The organism is Lactobacillus sp. ESL0791, from assembly GCF_029433255.1.
GTDB lineage: Bacteria > Bacillota > Bacilli > Lactobacillales > Lactobacillaceae > Lactobacillus.
In genome coordinates this window covers 20,845-39,294 of the sequence record NZ_JAQTHU010000001.1, presented here as the reverse complement: position 1 = coordinate 39,294, position 18,450 = coordinate 20,845, and the positions used below count along the sequence as shown (strand labels likewise).

Here is an 18,450-nt window from a genome sequence, read left to right as displayed (position 1 = left end):
CCAATATTAGCATATTTATAAGCGCTTTTTGCGTTCTCACATCAAAATAAACAACTAATTATTTAGACAAATCAATAATCGCATTAGCAACTTCCTTAGGGTATTCCCAATGCAGATAATGAAAGGAACCCAGCGGAATAATTTTAGATTGAGGATTGTCATTAAAATATTCCGAGCGCCTATATTCGTCCTTCCGATAGGTTTCCGTAAAAATAATCACAGGAAGATCAGCATTAGATTTGTCATTTCCCTGCCAAAATTCATCATTTTCCATGGCTGCCATTGCATTTTGGCTAGCAGCTTCATCAAACTTAGCACTGTTTTCATCGGTCGTTTGCCAAAATTCCGTGGCTTCTGTCTCAGGAAATAATGTATTTATTTTATTATGAATAAACTCTTCACTGACAGCAGCATTTTTCTTTTCAAGATATGACTTTTCTTGTGGCGGATTCAAAATAATTTCCCTTGTCGTGGGCTCAATTTCTACCAAAGCCGATAAATTTTTAACTTTATTCCGCATTTGGAATGCATAAACACCGCCAAGGCTATGTGCCACAATAATGACTCTCTCAGCATTAAAACTGTTTATTATTTTAGCAATTTCGATTGCTTCATCCGTCAAAGTATACGGCTTAAGCGACTTACCGCTAAAACCAGTATTCAGATAATCTGGTGCAAAAACACCATAATCAGCTGGTAATTTCCTAATTACCGTGCTAAAACTCTGAGCAGTATCAAAACTGCCAAAACTATTAAGAAAGACCACCAAGGGAGTCCCTTTCCGCATAGTATATTCAATCTTACCAATCGTAGTTTCTTGATATTTCTGTTCCATTTAACTTTCCTCAAAATAAATTTTTAGTTTCGGCTTCACGCAAATAATTATAACGCATCAAGCACCAGCAGAATTCAGCCATTCCTGCGGCTTAATTCTCCTAATTAAATATACCGCAGCACAAATACATAAGAGAACGTATAAAATTAGCGGCAAAATTTTTAGCTCCGCACTGTGAGTTGTTCCGAGCAAAAAATACTCTATCGGATACAAGATGAATTGCAGCAGCACCGGCAAAACAAGATTTTTGGACCGCAAATAAATTGCACCCAAGATCAAGCCGCTGGCTGCAGTTTCAATTGCATGAAATATTGCTACCACAATTGATTTACTTGGTATAAGCATGGGAACAAGAATAGGGTCAAACAAATGGGCAAAGCCAAAAACCAGCACATTAATAAGAAGCGCTACGAGAAGGCAATGCTTATGCTGTTGCAAAACTTTAACCAAACTAGGTAATAGAATGCCGTGCACAGTTATTTCCTCAAATAACACAATGCTGAGAAGCATTACTAACACTAATACTATTTTCCCCTTATCAATTCCGGAGCCAAACCTTCCCCCTAAACCCAAGGCAATTCCTAATAATATTCCCGGCATAAGCAAGGTCTTCAAAATATCTAACAGCCAAATCAACCAAACACTAAACGGAAAATGCCAATTTGCAACAAACAAAGTCAATTTTACAACCTTTTTATTGAATACTAACATGACAACAAGCAAAACAAGATACAACACCGTTTCCGTAATAAAAACATTGCTATTGCTAAAAAAAGAAAGCAGTTTACTGGTCATTAGGGCAGCCAAATAAATTATGATCGTAACAACTACTACCCAAATATTATTTGCGCTTCCCGATTTGGTTTTAATATTTTTCATAATTCGTCCTTTAAGCCGATTTTTATTTAATCACTATTATACTTCATCTTTACTCTTTTCAGCTTTCAAGTTTTCTGTGTTGTTTTTACCTATGTATGGAATTAATTCTTCAATCGAAGATAAGCTTTTAAAATTCTTTCTAACCAAGTTAGAATCACTACCTGGAACATGGGCATTATCAGGGCTTTCATCCCACAAGTTATAATTTTCAATCTGCTTCTCATAATATAACCACTCGCCCTTATCTGTGAGAAAAACCTTGCGATATCTAATTAAGGTATGATCGGCACTTAGCTGCGTATCAGAGAATAGCTTTTTGCCAGCAAAAGATTTATATTGATGCTCTGTACCCATTCCAACATCAAGCCGATAATTTTCGTAATCATTGTTAGCCAGCCTAATCACCCTCCGCAAAGTTGAACGATGAACAAATGGCGCCAGCCTTGAATAAGCCGCTACATGTCCACCATCATCTAAGTATTCATTGACCAAATGGTCAAATGCATCCCCACTCATAAACGGGCCCAACTGATACAGCTGCTCCGAACTTAACTCATGCTTAGTACGCGAATTAGCAGCTAAGCGAACAACATCTTCCGTTTCTAAAAACGGTGCCAGATTGATAATCTCATCAAAATCCAGCTTTGCTTCAAGAGCAATGTTTTGCCGCTTAACATCCTCATTGTCACTGTCGATTAACAAGTCATTAACATTTAATTTTAAAATCTTACACAATTGCGGTAGCTTTTCAAGATCCGGCAGCGATAATCCGCGTTCCCAGTTGCTGACGGCTTGGCAACTGACAAACAATTTATCAGCAACCTCTGTTTGTGTCATATTTAGGGCTTTTCTTGCGGCGATTAACTTCTCACCAAATTCATGCAGTTTCATACTTATTTCCTCAATAACTATTATCACTATTAATATACGATATTTTGCAAAGAAAGAATATCAAGTTTTACTTGAATTGCTAAAAATAACATCAAGTTCAGCTTGAATCAGTCTAAACAAAAAAATGCCTTAACTTATCTGCGGTGATAAATTAAGGCCGTACTTTCAATTTAAAAAGTCATGTTCCACATGAAACATAAGCAAAATTAATTCACTTTTCTACCAAGGCTGTTTCGTTGGCCCAATTGTAAGTTCACTAATGTCGGTATCTTCTGGCTGGTCAATCGCAAAAGCCACAGCATTAGCAATTCTTTCAGGACTAATCTGGTAATTATTATAGGTTTTATGCAGGGCTTTAGCTGCCTGTTTATCAGAAACCGTGTCCAACAATTCCGTTTGAATGGCAGCAGGATAAATTGTCGTTGTTCGAATGTTATTGCCATCAGTTGCCGCTTCCATGCGCAGCACTTCCATTAAGTCGCGAATTGCATGCTTTGTCGCTCCGTAAACGCCGGAATTTAAGTATGGCTTTAATCCGGCCACAGATGATGTAACAACAATTTGTCCAGAATTTTGTTTTAAAAAAATGGGCAAAATTGCAGCAATTCCGTTTAAGACACCCTTGAAATTAACATCAACCATCTTATCCCATTCATCAGTTTTCAAGGTCGACAACCGTGAGCTGGGCATTAAACCTGCGTTTAGAAAAATGGTATCAACACGTCCATATTTTTTCAATGCAGATTGAACCAACACTTCATTAGCTGTCTTACTTGTAACATCTGTTACCTGATAGCTTGCTTGTCCACCCTTGCTGGTGATTTCTTTTGTCAGCACCTGCAACTTATCTTCGCGCCTGGCCGCCAAAACCACTTTAGCTCCTTTTTGTGCTAATAATTTTGCAGTTGCCGCACCAATACCAGATGATGCACCCGTAATAATAATTACCTTATCTTTTATTGCCATCTTGTATCTCTCCTTCCAGCTCGCTTATGGCAGCTGCTCATATTCCTCTGGATTCACCGGCTCCAGCCACTCTGTTTTGCCTGTTGTAATAGCCAGGTGACTGAACCAGCTGTCTTTAGCGGCACCATGCCAGTGTTTAATCCCATCGTGAACTACAACCACTGAGCCTGGGGTCAACTCTTGCGGGTCTTTTCCCCACTCCTGATACCAGCCCCGACCGCCAATTGCCAGCAAAACTTGGCTGCCACCATGATGAATGTGCCAATGGTTATAGCATCCCGGTTCAAAGGTCACATTATTAACCGGAACACTGCTGCCGTTTTTCTCTGGTTTAACCAACGAATTATTGTAGCTTTGACCGACAAAATATTGATCATACGCTGTGTTTTTAGCTCCAGTAGCAAAAATTCCCGGCTGCTCCACTTCTTCATCTTTATCTTGCCAAATTTCTTTAGCACGGTTAAAGGTTGACCACGCTTTAGGCCAGCCAACATAAAATGCTAGGTGAGTAATTTCTGCAACTATTTCTTCTTTGGTGATACCATTAGTTTTACCAATGTTTAAGTGCGCGTCAATCTGTTCGGTATTACCCATTGCCATCAAGGCAGCAATGGTGATTAGAGACCGGTCATGTGCTGACAATTCATTTTCTTTTGCCCAGACCTGCCCAAATAAGACATCATCGTTTAATGCAGCAAATTGTGGAGCAAAATTGCCCAAGTTTTTTCTACCTGCTGTTTGTTTTTTTACCATTTTAGATTCCTTCTTTCTCAATTTAATGGTAGTCTATTCCTTAAAGTTAACTTTAAGTCAAGACAAAAAGGATAAAATCATGAAAGAAAAATACAGTATTCAGCAATTCAGCGAGAAATTTAATTTAGCGCCATCAACTCTGCGCTATTATGAAGAGGAGGGCTTAATCAAACCTCATCGTTTGGCTAACCGGCAGCGCTATTATGATGAAGATGATGCCAACTGGATGAGATTTTTACTGCATCTAAAAAATACGGGAATGAGTATTGCTGATCTGAAAAAATATGTTGCTTGGCGTGCCCAAGGCGATACAACCATTCCGCAACGCTTGCAACTGCTCAAAAAGACACAGCAAAAGTTTTTAAAGCAAATTTCTGACCAGCAATATCATTTACAAATCTTAAACGATAAAATTGCTTGGTATGAAGGCAAAGAAAATGGAAAAATTGCTGATTCCGAGAGTTTCAGCAATTATCTAAAACGGATCAAGCATCAAAAATAGCGGACATAAAGTCCGCTATTTTAGTCTATTTTATTAATTCTAATGCATCGTCTTATACAGAAAGTCAGCTAAGCAATATAAAAGGGCAATATGCGCCGGGTAAAAAATATAAAAGAAATATTTCATGCCTGGACCCTTTTCACCGTTATAAAACCAAATGGGAATAATCGCAAAAATCATCATCCACTGAGTTGAGCCCTTTAGGCCATAAAGCATTGCCACTAGCGCAATCAGTAAACATTGAATTTTTTTATTATCTCTAAACACGTACAATAGCGGTATCAGTAATACCATCAAACTATTTTCGGCTAATAAAATCGCGGGCAGGATGCCAACCGTAATTTGTTTAATAATTTGTGGCAGTGGCAGCACAGTAACAAAAATCATGGAAATAGCTGAAAAAATAAACGGTAATGCAAACCATAAAATTCCCCAAGAAATATGCTTGGCCTTATCACCATTTTTGGCAGCAGCAAACTGATCAACTCCTGCCATAAACATTGTTCCGACAAACAAATCGCGGAAGATATTATTGATTAAAACCACTTGCTCAAAATGGACCGTTTTTTCCAGAATCCAAGTCAAAAGTGACATCAGCACCATGGAAATGTATAAACGTTCCATATATTTCTTTTTATCATGCGTGTGGCTAAAGCCCACTACACTTGTGAAAAAGAAAATCGTGGCAACAGGTCGGCCAAACCAATCCAGCCAAGATGGTGCACCCATTGGCTGAAACATTTGGTGAACATGGTCAACTACCATTAGCACAATTCCAATAATTTTTAAGTCAAAAGTTGAAAAACCACGTAGTTTTTTAGTAAGCTGCATTAAGTTCTCCTTTTTTATTAATTTTGATGTAGCAAAACGTAAAATTGCTTTTTAAAGTATAGCAGGTAAGCTATGCAGAACATAAAAATAAGTTTCTAAAATTAAGAAATAATAAAGCTGCCTTACTTGCTTATTTATTTGCGTTCATCAATTCTTCTATATCTTTAGCATAACTTGGCATTCCTGCTATTTGCACACCTTTAACTATTGTTTCTACTTCATCAAGATGTTTTTGATTATGGTCATAATGATACTTAATTATATCTGCGAAAGCTGGAGCAATCATTTTGCGAAAAAACAAGTCTGGATTGGTCCTGATCTGCTGTTCACTATTAATAAAAAAGTCTGCTTCTTCGAACTTGTTGTTCTGAATACATAAAATCATCATATTGGTAATTATCGTTAAAAGTAATTCTTGAACTTCTTTACTACTAGAACCGAGAAACTGCTTAATTACTCGCTTAGAAATTACTAAATTACTGTCTAAATCGTAAAACTCCATAAAATCACAATATAGGGTTAGAGTATCAACATTAAAGTCAGGGACACTAAAAATTCTATCCTTTACTTTTTTAACTGTTTCAGTATCTAATTTATTCCCACTTACCAGCGCTATATATATATCAACAAATAACAATTTATCGTCTTTATCTGGAAAATCACTTTTCTTAATTACATTACGAATTTGTTGCAAATCTTTTAGAGAATTTTGGTAGTAGGCTTCATTAGCCAACCTAATTATTTCTTGTTCTTGATTATGAATTGATTGCTCCTGCTGATTTAATTTGCCAAAAAATGCTATTAATGGAATTTTATTAGCATATAACAGATTGACTAGATCATCCGCAGAAATTCTACTCAAATTTTTTTCAACCTTGGCATAAAATGATGAACTTATCACATCACCAGCCCATTCTTTCTGCGTTTTCTTTTGCCCGATACGATAATTCTTTAGCAATTCACCAATCGTCATTATTATTCTCCTCAAATTGTCAAATATGGCAGTTAATTGTCAAATATGCCATTTTCTCTAAATTTTATTATAACCAAAATATACTAAAAACATCAGCAAATAAAGGAGAAAAATCATGAACATCTTTTTAAAGAATAAAAATTATCGCAAGTTTACAATTGCTAGCTGGCTATCCAGTGCAGGAAACATTTTATTTTATCTAGCATTAATGACCTATGCCAGCAAACTGAAAAATTATGCCTTGGCACTTTCACTAATTTCAATTACCGAGGCAATTCCTGATCTGTTACAAAGCGTGAGTGGTTACTTTGCCGACCGTACTAAAAACAAATTCAAAACCATCGTTTTATTAGCAATCATCAGGTTTGTAATGTACATGCTCGTTGGCGTGCTTTTTGTAACCAACATCGCAGGGTGGAACCTTGTATTGCTGGTAATCTGTATTAATTTTATTTCGGATGTTGCTGGCATGTATTCTGGCGGCTTACAGTCACCGTTAATTGTCGGTTTAGTAGGTGAAAATGATGTTGGTGAAGCCGAAGGTTTTACCAATGGGATTTCACAATTAATTACAATGGGTGCCCAATTCGTTGGTTCAGCCTTATTATTATTCATGTCATATTCATCTTTAGCCATTGTTAATGCGTTAACCTTCCTTATAGCAGGTTTAATCTTTGCCAATATTGCTAAAAATATTAAAAAAGCGGCGATTAATAAAGAATTACAAACCGTTAATGACCAAGGCTTTTTTGCCACCTTTAAATCTTCATTTAAACAGGCCAGACAAGCTCATGGCTTGCTAACAGTTACGCTAGTGGTTGCATTACTGAACGGTATTTTATATGCACTAGAGCCACTAATTTCCATATCTTTTGCGGCCAATAAGAATATGTTAATCGGCACTTATAGTTTTACCATCGCTATCTTTGGCGCTGTCGTTTCCATCGGCACAGCTCTTGGAAGTGCAGTCGGCACCAAACTACTAAAAAGCACTTCCTTATTTGTCATTGTCTTGCTTGACACGCTTGCCAGTGTACTTATGCTGGGAGCAATGCTGGGTAAAAACACTATTGCTTGTTTAATCTTCGGCGCAATTCTCGGCTTCTTTGCTGGTACTGCTGGACCCAAACTATTTCAGTGGGGAGTACAATCAGTTGATCGGAAAATTTTAGCTTCTACCATGGGAGCACTAAGTACTATTCTTGCCATTGCTGGCCCGTTAACAAATGCAATCTTTTCAAGTATTGCTGGTACCGCTGGACTTAACTATGCTTTATACGGCCTGATTATCCTCAGTATCATTGTTTTTGCTATTACTCTGTACGTCATGATAAAAACCAAACAAGCTACTGTCAAAACTGCACAAGATAAACAAGTTCAACCTGCAGAATAATTTATTTCCCGGGAAATAATTATTAATGATTTTAAGCAAAACCGCTATGTCTTAAAAAAACAAGGCGGTTTTTATCTGCTTCAAATTTATTTTAAATCCTAAACCTAATAGCTGTTACACCATATATTTAGTCATAATAAAAATGCTCCTAATTGTTAGCTGTACAGCTAACAACTATGAAGCACTCTATTTACTGTAGTTCTTATTTTAAGATTAACAACAATTAAGCTTGATATTTACCATGAGCTTTGTCTAATGAATCTTTAACAGCATCCTTGATGGCCTTGCTCGTCTGTGACGCACCGGAAACAGCATCAACATCATAAGTATTCTGCTTAACCATCTTCTGCGGTAATTCCTGCACGGCCTTCAGTCCATAATCATCACTTTCAGTCTGCTTCAAAATTTCTACGTTCTGAATCTTACCTGCAGTATTCAAGGTCGTGCGGACAACTACACCGTCACCCATGCCGGAATTACTATAACCTAAATACTGGTTAGCGTCTGTGGCATATTGACTTCTATCCTCATCACTAGCAGAGTTAAAGTTAGGGTTAACACCAGCATGACTAAAATCTGTACCTGCAGCTGGAGCGTCATTTTTAACTACAGCCGCACTTTCACCAGCAAGTTTACCAGAAATCAAACAGTCAGCTACATTGCCACCAGTCGTATACTTGTTGACAAACGGGCTGCCCAATTCACCTGCTTCGTACAGATGCGGAATTGGTTGACCATCTGGATCCAGCACTTGACAATGCTCATCACGTCGGCCGCCGCCCTGCGTGTTCAGCATATTTTGCCGCAAAGCAACTGCATAGTTTGGGCCATCTGCACTGAATTTCCGCAAGGTTGCTGGATCACGATGAAAAGCATAGTCCTTACCTTGCTGAGCCATAAAGTTAAATTCAGCAATCGTATTGGTCAATACTGCTGAATCTTTAGCGATTTTATCAGCTAATTCGGTAATTGAATCGGCCTTAATTGCTTGCTCCAGATAACCTGGTACCTTCAAACCATCGTCTGGCTCATTCTTCAATTCATCATACTTAGCTTGGTCAAAAATCATGTACGGATGATTTTGATTTAGTGGTACAGCCCAATCACCATGATTGTAAATGTGACCGTGACGATTCATTTCGTCTTCATTAAAGTATCGAGTGCCATCTTCACCAACAACAATGACACTGCCGCGAGAGCTCTCTTTCCAAAAGACGTTCAAAGCATTGGTTGACCGCTTGCCTTCACTTTGACGTGGCGACAAGCCGTGGAATTGGCCCAATGATTCGTATGACCGCATATTCCATAACTGCGCGTTTACTTCCTCTAACATTTTAATGCCGTCACCCTTGTTGTACAGAGTACCAATTGGTGATAAGTACGAAGCCTGCAAGAAGCATTGGATCATTTCCTTATTGTTTTCAAAACCACCAACGGCTAAAACTACCCCATTATTTGCCTTAATATTACGTAACTTGTGATCTCTTTCAATCTGAGCACCAATCACGATTTTAGATTGACCATCCTGCAATAAATGTTTAGCTGGAGCGTTATACCAAACGTCGATTTTATCCGCGCGGTCTAATACCTTTTGCCGTAAAATTTTCCATAGAGCCGCATCACTGGTATCAGAATGAACCAAGTAATCATCATAAGAATCAGCATCCGGCAATTCGGGATATTCGGTCACATAGGCAGTTGAAGGTGTGCCCTTCAGCAATTCCTTCATGCTGACGGGTTCAACATCCAAATATTGTTTGAAGTAATCACCCATGTTTGCCATGCCCTTAATTAAGGCTTCAAACTGACCTTTGTCAGGCTTAAGCGGAGCAGCCAGGTGCTCATGATAATTCTTCAAGGCAGCATAATCTGTTCCAGTACCAACCATTTGCCCCGAATAACGGGTGTTGCCGCCTTCATGACCTTCAGGTGCACTATCAACCAACAATACTTTGGCTCCCTTATCAGCGGCAAATCTGGCAGCAGTTGCGCCAGCGTTAATATTCACAGCTAAATTTAGTTCACTCATTTTATGGGTGGGCTTTTTTCTTCTTTTCCGTTATAATAGTTGCTGTTTTGAGGAGGAGTTGCGATGCGCTCTACAAATTATCAAGCTAAATTATTCGCCGACTTTCAGGCTGACGAACTTAGAATTGACCGACTGCTACAGGAAAAAGCCGAACTTGTGCGGCAGAATAAAGCATCTACTACTAAAATTCAACGCTTAACTAAAGAAGTTGCACATCTTAAAGCTCAATTGGCTAGTTTAGTTAAAGATAATGATCATTATCAAACTTTAGCTAAAACTGATGGCAACAACAGTGGCCTGCCAACTAGTCAGACCAAGATTAATCAGAAAAAGCGGATCCCTAACTCTCGGGTCAAGTCTAATAAAACTAAAGGTGGCCAAAAGGGACATACCAAATCCAGTTTAGCCCCTTTTACTGCCGCTGAAGTAACTGAACATGTTACCCATGAATTGACAACTTGTCCTAATTGTCATGGTAAACACATTAGACTTCTTCGAAAATTGTTTTAGAATTGTGGTAATTCATAATTACAAAGCCCACAAATTAAGCTTGCTCTTAATTTAAACCTTCTTCGCCGATTGCGATATTTTTCTGCCATTATTTTAAACGTCTTGAACTTAGCATTAATTTGTTCTACTTTAATCCTGACTTTTGATAATTCATGGTTGAACTCTTTATCTGTCTTGGATAATGGCCGTTTCTTTGATTTCTTAATCGGGGTTGTGCTGTTAAAGTGTAATTTCTTAATTCCTTGATATCCACTGTCGGCAATTATACAGTGGTTGCCTGTTACTCTCTTACCTAATGAAGTTTGATATAACTTGAAATCATGAACTGCTCCTTTGGCAAAAGCAATAGCAATAATTTGCATTGTCTTGGCAGCAATTACTATTTGCGTTTTGAGTGCATGCTTTTTATGTTTACCGGTGTAGTATTCTTTTTGCTTTTTTTAGGCCTTTGAATTGGGGAGTTGGTCCCATCAACGATTAGATAATCAATCTCCATATCGCTGCCAACCAGTTGTTTACGACCAGGTAAGTTGAATTTACCGCTTTTAATTAAAACTTCTTCAGTATGAGTAATAATGTCATGAACAGTTGATTCTGCTAAGTGAAAGTTGACAGCTAAAGACTTCATTGTGATATATTCACGATAGTATTTAAGCATGATTAGGACTTTATCTTCAATTGAGACCTTGCTTTTACGGCCATAATGCGCATGACTGCGGTCATAATCTGCCTTAACCAGGTCACACATAACGGAAAAAGTAGCAGGTTTGACACCAACTAACTGTTTAAAATCCTTAGCGGATAAATTTTTAAAGTCTTCTTGATAGGACAACATTAGGCTTCACACTCCATGAAAGTATTTTATCACAAAATAAGATAGATTAGCTAGAATAAATTTACTAATTATCGAAGAAGTCTATTAGAAAAACAACTAAGGTTAAGACTAAGGATGAATTAGACTTTCAGATAGTAATTATTAAACGCCGGCATGAATTTCCTACTTATATCTGTGATGATTGTGGTAAGAAGAGTCATGAAGCAATTCCTAATAATTTGAAAGAAGCTAACCAATACGGCCCTATTCTGAAAGCTTATGCTTTGTCCTTAATGAACGAAGCCAATGTCAGTTTAGATAAAACGCAGCGCATGATTATGGGCTTGACTTATGATAACTTACGCCCCAGCCAAGGCTACCTAGCAAAACTGCAAAAGCAGGCTGCTAAGGACCTAAAGCCATTTAATCGAGAAATAAGCATATTTAGTCAAAAGAAAGCCCCCAACTGTCTAAAGATGGAGGGCTTTTTAGGCTTGGCTGTGAATAGTAACTATCAAACAGCACATAGTCCGCTGGAATGCCTTCGTTTAAAGCTTGTTTGATTAATTCAACTGTAACATCATTCATCTGTCTTTGAGCTTGATTTCTTCTTCTGCCTGCAATGGAACGTTTATCAGTAGTAATGGCTTTACTGCCAATCATGTTTTGTCTGTTCTTAGTTGACATTAAAGCAAAATTTGCTGGCAAAAAAGTATTGCCATCGCTCCAGCCAACAGTTAGGCCACGGTAACCATTAACATATTCATGCTCATTATGATCATAAACTCTAGCAAGCAATTCCGTTTTCTTAGAATAGGAACGTGACATCAAAGTATCATCAACGATCAAGGCTAATCTTCTACGCTTATCAATTGCGGGTTTGAGCGCAGTAATCAAATTGACAGCAGCTAAGCAAAGCAGTTTTTGCCAGTTGATGTGACCTTCTGCCAGTTTTAGAAGTAAATTCTGCAGGTTGATCGAAACGATACAGAGACTTTCTGGCAAAGCGTGATTGGATCATCCAATTAATCACCATGAGCAGGCTAACTAAGGAATGACGTTTAAAGTTAACTTTCTTGCTCAGATCAGCTAGACCAATTAGTTTAGCAAAAGCAGAAATTAAAGAACAAGTATCCTTTTCTTGATTGATTTGCGATATACTTTTCATAGCGTGAGATCTCCTTTAACTTTGATTTTGACACTTAAAGTATAACGCAGGGAGGTCTTGCTTTTTTATTTTTGTACTAAAAAAGCTAGAAATCACGCCCTTTTTGCGTAATTTCTAGCTTTCAAGTTTCAGTTAAGCAAAAAAGTATATTATCGATATCGTGGCCGGCTCTATGATGTAAAAAGTCTGTACGAAAGATTGACAGCATCAAAGATAAAGTTGAAAGACGATTACCTTTATAGCTGCGTGGTAGAAGCCGAATATCAAGGACATAGCTTTCCGCTCAGATTAGTATACGTTACTAAGCGCGGTAACAAGAGAAAATACTTGGTTTTGGCTACTACAAGATACCAGTTGTAGCCAAAAGAGATTATTCAGCTTTATGGCCGTAGATGGCAGATAGAAACTTTCTTTAAAGCAACCAAGCAGTATCTGGCTTTAGATAAATCACAGATCCAAAACTATGACGGACAAAGTGGCTATTTTACCATCACTGCTTTAACTTATGAGCTGCTAGCTTGGCAGGAAAGGCAAGCAGTTGATGAGCGAACAATTGGAGATTTGTTCTACTTAATGAATGACGCGTTGCCAGATTTAGCTTTCGAAAAAGCATTGGTCTACCTGTTATCGGCATTGGAAGAAGTCAAGGAGCAAATTACAGAAGAGGTAGACCAAATAATAAGCAAATTTATTAAACTATTACCTGGCTTCATTCAAAAATATTTGGCGTGAACCAAATAAAACACAAGTGGGCATTAAAAAAGTCAGAGCCCACAAGGAATCTGACTAGTTTTATTGCTTTCAAGTTTCAGTTACTAATAATGATTTTCTATTTATCATTTAATCACTACCTTTCTTTCTAAATTTAATTAAGATTGTATTCCTTAAAGTTAACTTTAAGTCAAGCACATGTTAGAATAAATTAAACAGAAAGGTAATAAAGCAGTGTCAGCTAAAAAATATAGTATTAAAGAATTCAGCAATAAATTTTCTTTGACTCCTTCAACCCTGCGTTATTACGAGGAACAAGGTTTGATCAAGCCACACCGCTCAATTAACAAGCAACGTTATTACGATGAGGACGATGCAAATTGGTTACAATTTCTACTTCATTTTAAAAATATCGGTATGAGTATCGCTGATCTTAAAAAATATGTTGCTTAGCGTGCACAAGGCGATGCAACCATTCCGCAACGTTTACAATTGCTCAAAGTCACACAGCAAAAGTTTTTAAAGAGGATCGCCGAAGATCAACATCATGTCCAAATCTTGACAGATAAAATTGCTTGGTATGAAGGAAAGACAACCGGTAAAATTGCAAATTCTGAGAGTTTCAGTAATTATTTAAAACGACTAAACCACAAAAAATAGTCTTAAAAAAATAGTCTTAATATAAAAGAAAAGACGCATTTTACAATTAGTATTAGCCAGCAAACTCCAACTTATCAAGAACATTCAAGTCAAAAAAGCTGTACTAACTGCTTAAAAATGGCTAATTAATATTGTAATTCGCAACAAAAAAACGCATCTGGGAAAAAACTTAAATCAAAAAGAAATGTTAGAATAAAAAGCTAACATTTCTTTTCTTATACAATCTTTTGTATGAATTACACTACAAAAAGTTACAAAATTTAAAGATACTAACAATAATATTCGACTTTAATAATTGCTCTTAAATAATATTTTCAAAAGCATAGTTTTTCCCCAGACACGTTTTTTAATATTTTTATGGGCTGTACAATAAATCTTGTTGACGGGCACCATATGGTATTTTATTAACAGGATTTTTAAACAAATCCTAAAAAAGCTAGCAATATACTTAAAATAATAATTAATACTATCAATAAAGTAAAATTGACCTTTTTCTTAGACAAGAGATAAAAACAGCCTAATGTTAATACTAAAGGCAAAATACCTTTAAATATCTGGTCTAAAATTTCTTGTAATTTTAGAACTTGACCACCACCTAAATTAAAAACTAGTTTAGTATTAATTTTTACTAAGTTACTTGTCATACCACCCAACATGATTAGACCCAAGGTACTGGCCGCTTTTGTTAAGACACCCATCATTCCTGATTCAAACATTTCCATTACATATTTAGATCCAACTGAGAAACCTAATTTAGTTAATTCCCATCTACACCAAATTGAAGGGATGTTGTAAACAATTAAAAAAATGATAGGAGCCAAGAAATTTCCTTGTGCACCGAGAGCCATTGCAATACCAGCAGAAACAACTCTTAAAATCCCCCAGAATAGAGTATCTCCCACCCCAGAGAACGGTCCCATTAAGCTAGCTTTGGTTGCATTAATTGATTCAACGTCAAAATCTGAATTCCTACTGGCCTGTTTTTCCATTGAGGCAACTAAGCTCATAATAAAGGTTCCCACATTTTGCGTAGCATTATAAAAGACAATATTTCTTTTTAGTGCTTCTTTTTTCTTTTCGGGCTGATCTTTATAGTAATGATTGATAAAAGGTAGTAGAGAATAACAGAACCCACAACCACCATGGATTGCATAATTAAAGTTAGCAAAAACTGTAAAGGAGCGCCAAAACAAGGATTTTAATAATTTATAATCTGTTTTTGAAATATCTTTTTCAGTCATGATAAAAAGTCCTCCTCTTCATCTACATCAGAATGATCGATTGATATATCTTTATGTATGACTTCTTTTGATTGCTTTACTTTTAAAATATCAATATCAACATAAGCAATAGCCAATGTAATGACCAGACCTATCACTGCCAATGCAATCAATGGCAACTTCATATATTCTGCCATTACAAAGCCAAAGAGGAAAAATATAGATAGTTTATTCGACCAAACCATTTTTAATAGCATAGCAAATCCAACAGCAGGTAAAAGTCCACCAGTTAAACTTAGCCCTTTTTCAACAAATATGGGTAAACTTTTAACAAAAATAGAAACTGGCTTAATGCCTACAACTATTGTTACAAATACAACTACTGAAAAAATAAGATATTTAAGAAACCATGCTATATAATGAACTCGAACGATTTTTTTATCATTTCCCTCAGCTGCAGCTTTATTCCAAATTGGAACAAAAAATGAAAATAATGCATTTACTCCGACTTCAAATACTCCGCCCAACAAACCTAGTGGCACAGCTATTGCTATTGCAACAGATTCAGAATTAGAGCCACTAACAATTGCAAATGTCACTGCAAGTGTTGTAGCTATTGATGGATTCAACGCTACAGCACCACCAACATTTGCTGCGCCAAGGAACACTGCCTCTAGCGAAGTACCCAAAATTATGCCTGTGTGCAAATCCCCTAAAAGAAGCCCTACTAACGGTCCAATTACAATAGGCTGATCTAACATACTTTGCCCAGTTACCCAGTTACCGCCAAAACATATAAATTCAGCTACTGCCGCTATCAATGCAATTTTAACGATAGACATAAATTTTCACTCCTTTCGATAATTAAATATTTTTAAAAATTTTTTTAAAATCTCGTACTTTGTCATCTGGAATTATCTGATGGACTGTATTAATTCCAGAATCAATAATATCTTTAACCGCATCTAATTCTTTCTCCGTTACGAGTATACTAGGCATAAGTTTTGTTTTTTTAGAATTATCCACCCCATCAAATCTACCTACATTAGCTATATTTACTCTTGAAATTAAGTTTTTTAGATTTCTAACTAAGGTATCTGCATCTTTAACTGAAGAAGTAATAACCATTATGTCAACTTGTTGTGCTTTTTCTTTCTTAAAGAATTCAATAGCGCTATCCACCGATCGTACTAATACTTTTATTCCTGGAGGAACGGCCATTTTTAAAGTCATTTGTCGTGATTTGTCATGACTAACCTGATCGTTTACAACAACTATATGCGTAACGTTTAATGCTTTTGGCCAAGTCAGTGCAGTTTGACCATGAATAAGGCGATCATCTACGCGAACTTCTTTAATCAAATTAACCCTCTCCTTTTTTAATTAAAAAAATCGTTTTCATTTTCTTCGTCTACTTCCTGCAATTCTACAAGAGAAATATCTTTTCTTGACTCTTCTATTATTTTTAGAATATCTTCTCTTGAAATTCTTCCAGTAAAAAGCAGACACTGTAACAAAATAGGTAAATTTACACCTGTGATCAATAAAAAATTATACTTGTGCTTATACTGTGTTACCCTTTGGTTTACACTACCTCCATATATATCAGTAAAAACAATATAACTTTTGGAGGAATCATATTCAGAAAAGAAAATGTCAAGTTGCTTTGTCCAGTCTTTTTCATCCTCATATGCATTTATAAAAGATACATTTTTTAAGTTTCCAACCAATAAATTGCAACTATTATATAGGCCTTCAGCCATTGTACTATGAGTCGCAATTAATATTTTATTCATTAGTCCTCCTTATAAAATAAATATTTATGATTCAAAAGTGTAGCTGAACTGTGAAGTAGAGCAAACTTTGTTATAATCAAATTTTTAATGTTCCATTTTCCCTCATAAGAAGTCTTTAAACTAATTACTACTTCAGTACACTTAGCAATTCTTCGCATAGTCACGGAAATCAGGTAGAGCGATTTCTCGACCACCCTCCATCGCTGATTTGTGTCCACAAATTCCAACTCCAGTTAAATATGCACCCTTAACATCATTTATAATAGGCTCTCTATCTTCAATAATCGAACGAACAAATTCATGAATCATATGTGGATGTGAGCCACCATGTCCTCCGCCCTGTGTAAAAGATAAGTGCGTATTTTTGTTATTATAAACAGTTTTTTGAGTATATTTTTCAATAGACTTTGGAAGCCGATCTGCATAATCAGGGATCTCAATTCTTTTTTCTATTATTTCACTGTTACGTTTTTTCTTGTTACTTTTGTCGCCAAAATCATAGGTTTGTGAAGCTTTAAGCTTACCTGTTTTAGTATACAAAACCGGATTCTCATCCCTCAATTGCTGCCACTCAAAGCTTCTTTTTTCACCATAAACTCTAAAGCATTCATCGTAACTACGTGCGACACCATACAAAAACCTTTCCAATTCAATTGAGATATCAGAGTCTTCTAAAGAGACGAGAGCAGTCTCAAATGAAAAAGGACTGTTATATTTTTTTGCAAGATTTGAACGAATCCTGCCAGAGCCTTTCGCATATACTTTTGAAGGTAATTTACCTGTAAGCATTATACAAGGAGCAATCGCATGTGTTGGATGCATTAATGGTGGAAAGCCTTCCCAATATTCAGGCCAACCTTCCATATCTTGATAATGTGCACAGCTCATATATTGAATTCTGCCAAAGTCACCTCGATCAATTAATTCCTTAACATAAAAATATTCTCTGGAGAAAACACTAGTTTCCAAAAACATATATTTTTTGCCAGATTTCTTTTTTGCGGCAATAACACCTTTTAATTCATCGATGCTCATACCCATCGGAATGGTACAACCACAATTTTTACCACTTTCCAGTACTTTTATAGAAAGTGGAGCATGTGTCGCAGGAGGAGTGAAGATATTAACGGTATCAATTTTATCGTTTTCTAGAATATCATCTATGTTTGTATAACACTGCTCATCTGTAAAATTATATCGTTGTTTTGCCACATCTAACAATTTCTCATTCGTATCACAAATTACAACTGATTCAACATCAGGGTGATCCAAGTAAATAGGAACAAATTCAAGTCCAAAACTTAATCCAACTACTGCAACGTTTATTTTTTTTGACATATTTGCAATCATCTCCTAAAATCTTCCAACTACTGTAACGTCCATTTTTTTGACATATTTGCAATCATCTCCTAAAATCATCTCCTAAAATTTTATAGTTTCAGTATAAAATAAGGCTAATTTAATTCAATGAAAAAAAGTTTTAAATATGCAAAAAAAGGAATATAATTTTCTTGGAATT

Annotated in this window: 19 protein-coding genes and 2 pseudogenes; 5 read left to right on the top strand and 16 right to left on the bottom strand. The window is 36.3% G+C overall.

What is annotated here, in order from left to right; translation table 11 throughout:
* Positions 1 to 58 precede the first annotated feature (58 nt).
* The 5 genes from PT285_RS00205 to PT285_RS00185 form a co-directional block, all read right to left on the bottom strand.
* Complete coding sequence (locus PT285_RS00205) at positions 59 to 835, bottom strand: alpha/beta fold hydrolase (RefSeq protein ID WP_277146842.1); 777 nt, start codon at positions 833 to 835, stop codon at positions 59 to 61.
* A 57-nt stretch (positions 836 to 892) separates the two neighbouring features.
* Complete coding sequence (locus PT285_RS00200) at positions 893 to 1,714, bottom strand: CPBP family intramembrane glutamic endopeptidase (protein WP_277146840.1); 822 nt, start codon at positions 1,712 to 1,714, stop codon at positions 893 to 895.
* A gap of 36 nt (positions 1,715 to 1,750) precedes the next feature.
* A complete protein-coding gene (locus PT285_RS00195) occupies positions 1,751 to 2,605 on the bottom strand; it encodes an EXLDI protein (RefSeq protein ID WP_277146838.1) in 855 nt (284 codons plus the stop codon).
* 219 nt (positions 2,606 to 2,824) lie between these two features.
* Complete coding sequence (locus tag PT285_RS00190; protein WP_277146836.1) at positions 2,825 to 3,571, bottom strand: SDR family oxidoreductase; 747 nt, start codon at positions 3,569 to 3,571, stop codon at positions 2,825 to 2,827.
* A gap of 24 nt (positions 3,572 to 3,595) precedes the next feature.
* Positions 3,596 to 4,324: a carboxymuconolactone decarboxylase family protein gene (locus PT285_RS00185; RefSeq protein ID WP_277146834.1), complete on the bottom strand. Its 729-nt coding sequence runs from the start codon at positions 4,322 to 4,324 to the stop codon at positions 3,596 to 3,598.
* 79 nt (positions 4,325 to 4,403) lie between these two features.
* Between PT285_RS00185 and PT285_RS00180 the strand changes: the two genes are divergently transcribed.
* A complete protein-coding gene (locus tag PT285_RS00180; protein WP_277146832.1) occupies positions 4,404 to 4,826 on the top strand; it encodes a MerR family transcriptional regulator in 423 nt (140 codons plus the stop codon).
* 39 nt (positions 4,827 to 4,865) lie between these two features.
* On the opposite strand, the gene PT285_RS00175 is transcribed toward PT285_RS00180, so the two are convergent.
* Both PT285_RS00175 and PT285_RS00170 read right to left on the bottom strand, forming a co-directional pair.
* On the bottom strand, positions 4,866 to 5,657 hold the full coding sequence (locus tag PT285_RS00175; protein WP_277146830.1) for a TraX family protein: 792 nt from the start codon (positions 5,655 to 5,657) through the stop codon (positions 4,866 to 4,868).
* Positions 5,658 to 5,787: 130 nt separating this feature from the next.
* Complete coding sequence (locus PT285_RS00170) at positions 5,788 to 6,630, bottom strand: helix-turn-helix domain-containing protein (protein ID WP_277146828.1); 843 nt, start codon at positions 6,628 to 6,630, stop codon at positions 5,788 to 5,790.
* Positions 6,631 to 6,745: 115 nt separating this feature from the next.
* Between PT285_RS00170 and PT285_RS00165 the strand changes: the two genes are divergently transcribed.
* Positions 6,746 to 8,023 carry an MFS transporter gene (locus tag PT285_RS00165; RefSeq protein WP_277146826.1) on the top strand — a complete coding sequence of 426 codons (1,278 nt, stop codon included), beginning with the start codon at positions 6,746 to 6,748 and terminating at the stop codon, positions 8,021 to 8,023.
* Positions 8,024 to 8,246: 223 nt separating this feature from the next.
* On the opposite strand, the gene PT285_RS00160 is transcribed toward PT285_RS00165, so the two are convergent.
* On the bottom strand, positions 8,247 to 10,052 hold the full coding sequence (locus PT285_RS00160) for an FAD-binding protein (protein WP_277146824.1): 1,806 nt from the start codon (positions 10,050 to 10,052) through the stop codon (positions 8,247 to 8,249).
* A gap of 63 nt (positions 10,053 to 10,115) precedes the next feature.
* Between PT285_RS00160 and PT285_RS00155 the strand changes: the two genes are divergently transcribed.
* On the top strand, positions 10,116 to 10,562 hold the full coding sequence (locus PT285_RS00155; protein WP_277146822.1) for a hypothetical protein: 447 nt from the start codon (positions 10,116 to 10,118) through the stop codon (positions 10,560 to 10,562).
* On the opposite strand, the gene PT285_RS00150 is transcribed toward PT285_RS00155, so the two are convergent.
* From PT285_RS00150 to PT285_RS00140, 3 genes and pseudogenes are all read right to left on the bottom strand, one after another.
* Positions 10,559 to 10,939, bottom strand: coding sequence for a transposase family protein (locus PT285_RS00150; protein WP_277150542.1), 381 nt, complete (start codon positions 10,937 to 10,939; stop codon positions 10,559 to 10,561). The genes PT285_RS00155 and PT285_RS00150 overlap by 4 nt on opposite strands.
* Before the next feature lie 2 nt (positions 10,940 to 10,941).
* Positions 10,942 to 11,397, bottom strand: a complete 456-nt coding sequence (locus PT285_RS00145) for a transposase family protein (protein WP_277146820.1) — start codon at positions 11,395 to 11,397, stop codon at positions 10,942 to 10,944.
* A gap of 468 nt (positions 11,398 to 11,865) precedes the next feature.
* Positions 11,866 to 12,544 (bottom strand): annotated as a pseudogene (locus tag PT285_RS00140) (transposase); the annotation flags it as partial.
* Positions 12,545 to 12,679: 135 nt separating this feature from the next.
* On the opposite strand from PT285_RS00140, the pseudogene PT285_RS00135 reads away from it, so the two are divergent.
* A pseudogene (locus PT285_RS00135) lies at positions 12,680 to 13,276 on the top strand (transposase); the annotation flags it as partial.
* Between the two features lie 213 nt (positions 13,277 to 13,489).
* Positions 13,490 to 13,708: a MerR family transcriptional regulator gene (locus PT285_RS11365; protein ID WP_308203007.1), complete on the top strand. Its 219-nt coding sequence runs from the start codon at positions 13,490 to 13,492 to the stop codon at positions 13,706 to 13,708.
* 623 nt (positions 13,709 to 14,331) lie between these two features.
* Here the strand turns inward: PT285_RS11365 and PT285_RS00125 are convergent.
* The 5 genes from PT285_RS00125 to PT285_RS00105 all read right to left on the bottom strand — a co-directional run bounded on the left by PT285_RS00125 (position 14,332) and on the right by PT285_RS00105 (position 18,269).
* Complete coding sequence (locus tag PT285_RS00125) at positions 14,332 to 15,159, bottom strand: PTS system mannose/fructose/sorbose family transporter subunit IID (protein ID WP_374211481.1); 828 nt, start codon at positions 15,157 to 15,159, stop codon at positions 14,332 to 14,334.
* Complete coding sequence (locus PT285_RS00120) at positions 15,153 to 15,977, bottom strand: PTS sugar transporter subunit IIC (protein WP_277146817.1); 825 nt, start codon at positions 15,975 to 15,977, stop codon at positions 15,153 to 15,155. The genes PT285_RS00125 and PT285_RS00120 overlap by 7 nt, the downstream gene beginning before the upstream one ends.
* A 22-nt stretch (positions 15,978 to 15,999) precedes the next feature.
* Positions 16,000 to 16,497: a PTS sugar transporter subunit IIB gene (locus PT285_RS00115; RefSeq protein WP_277146814.1), complete on the bottom strand. Its 498-nt coding sequence runs from the start codon at positions 16,495 to 16,497 to the stop codon at positions 16,000 to 16,002.
* Between the two features lie 17 nt (positions 16,498 to 16,514).
* Positions 16,515 to 16,931: a PTS sugar transporter subunit IIA gene (locus PT285_RS00110; protein WP_277146812.1), complete on the bottom strand. Its 417-nt coding sequence runs from the start codon at positions 16,929 to 16,931 to the stop codon at positions 16,515 to 16,517.
* 141 nt (positions 16,932 to 17,072) lie between these two features.
* A complete protein-coding gene (locus PT285_RS00105; RefSeq protein ID WP_277146809.1) occupies positions 17,073 to 18,269 on the bottom strand; it encodes a Gfo/Idh/MocA family protein in 1,197 nt (398 codons plus the stop codon).
* Positions 18,270 to 18,450 lie beyond the last annotated feature (181 nt).

Coding starts and splice junctions, on each gene's coding strand:
- PT285_RS00205 (WP_277146842.1), bottom strand. CDS start 835: ATGGAACAGAAATATCAAGAAACTACGATTGGTAAGATTGAATATACT.
- PT285_RS00200 (WP_277146840.1), bottom strand. CDS start 1,714: ATGAAAAATATTAAAACCAAATCGGGAAGCGCAAATAATATTTGGGTA.
- PT285_RS00195 (WP_277146838.1), bottom strand. CDS start 2,605: ATGAAACTGCATGAATTTGGTGAGAAGTTAATCGCCGCAAGAAAAGCC.
- PT285_RS00190 (WP_277146836.1), bottom strand. CDS start 3,571: ATGGCAATAAAAGATAAGGTAATTATTATTACGGGTGCATCATCTGGT.
- PT285_RS00185 (WP_277146834.1), bottom strand. CDS start 4,324: ATGGTAAAAAAACAAACAGCAGGTAGAAAAAACTTGGGCAATTTTGCT.
- PT285_RS00180 (WP_277146832.1), top strand. CDS start 4,404: ATGAAAGAAAAATACAGTATTCAGCAATTCAGCGAGAAATTTAATTTA.
- PT285_RS00175 (WP_277146830.1), bottom strand. CDS start 5,657: ATGCAGCTTACTAAAAAACTACGTGGTTTTTCAACTTTTGACTTAAAA.
- PT285_RS00170 (WP_277146828.1), bottom strand. CDS start 6,630: ATGACGATTGGTGAATTGCTAAAGAATTATCGTATCGGGCAAAAGAAA.
- PT285_RS00165 (WP_277146826.1), top strand. CDS start 6,746: ATGAACATCTTTTTAAAGAATAAAAATTATCGCAAGTTTACAATTGCT.
- PT285_RS00160 (WP_277146824.1), bottom strand. CDS start 10,052: ATGAGTGAACTAAATTTAGCTGTGAATATTAACGCTGGCGCAACTGCT.
- PT285_RS00155 (WP_277146822.1), top strand. CDS start 10,116: ATGCGCTCTACAAATTATCAAGCTAAATTATTCGCCGACTTTCAGGCT.
- PT285_RS00145 (WP_277146820.1), bottom strand. CDS start 11,397: ATGTTGTCCTATCAAGAAGACTTTAAAAATTTATCCGCTAAGGATTTT.
- PT285_RS00120 (WP_277146817.1), bottom strand. CDS start 15,977: ATGTCTATCGTTAAAATTGCATTGATAGCGGCAGTAGCTGAATTTATA.
- PT285_RS00110 (WP_277146812.1), bottom strand. CDS start 16,931: ATGAATAAAATATTAATTGCGACTCATAGTACAATGGCTGAAGGCCTA.
- PT285_RS00105 (WP_277146809.1), bottom strand. CDS start 18,269: ATGTCAAAAAAAATAAACGTTGCAGTAGTTGGATTAAGTTTTGGACTT.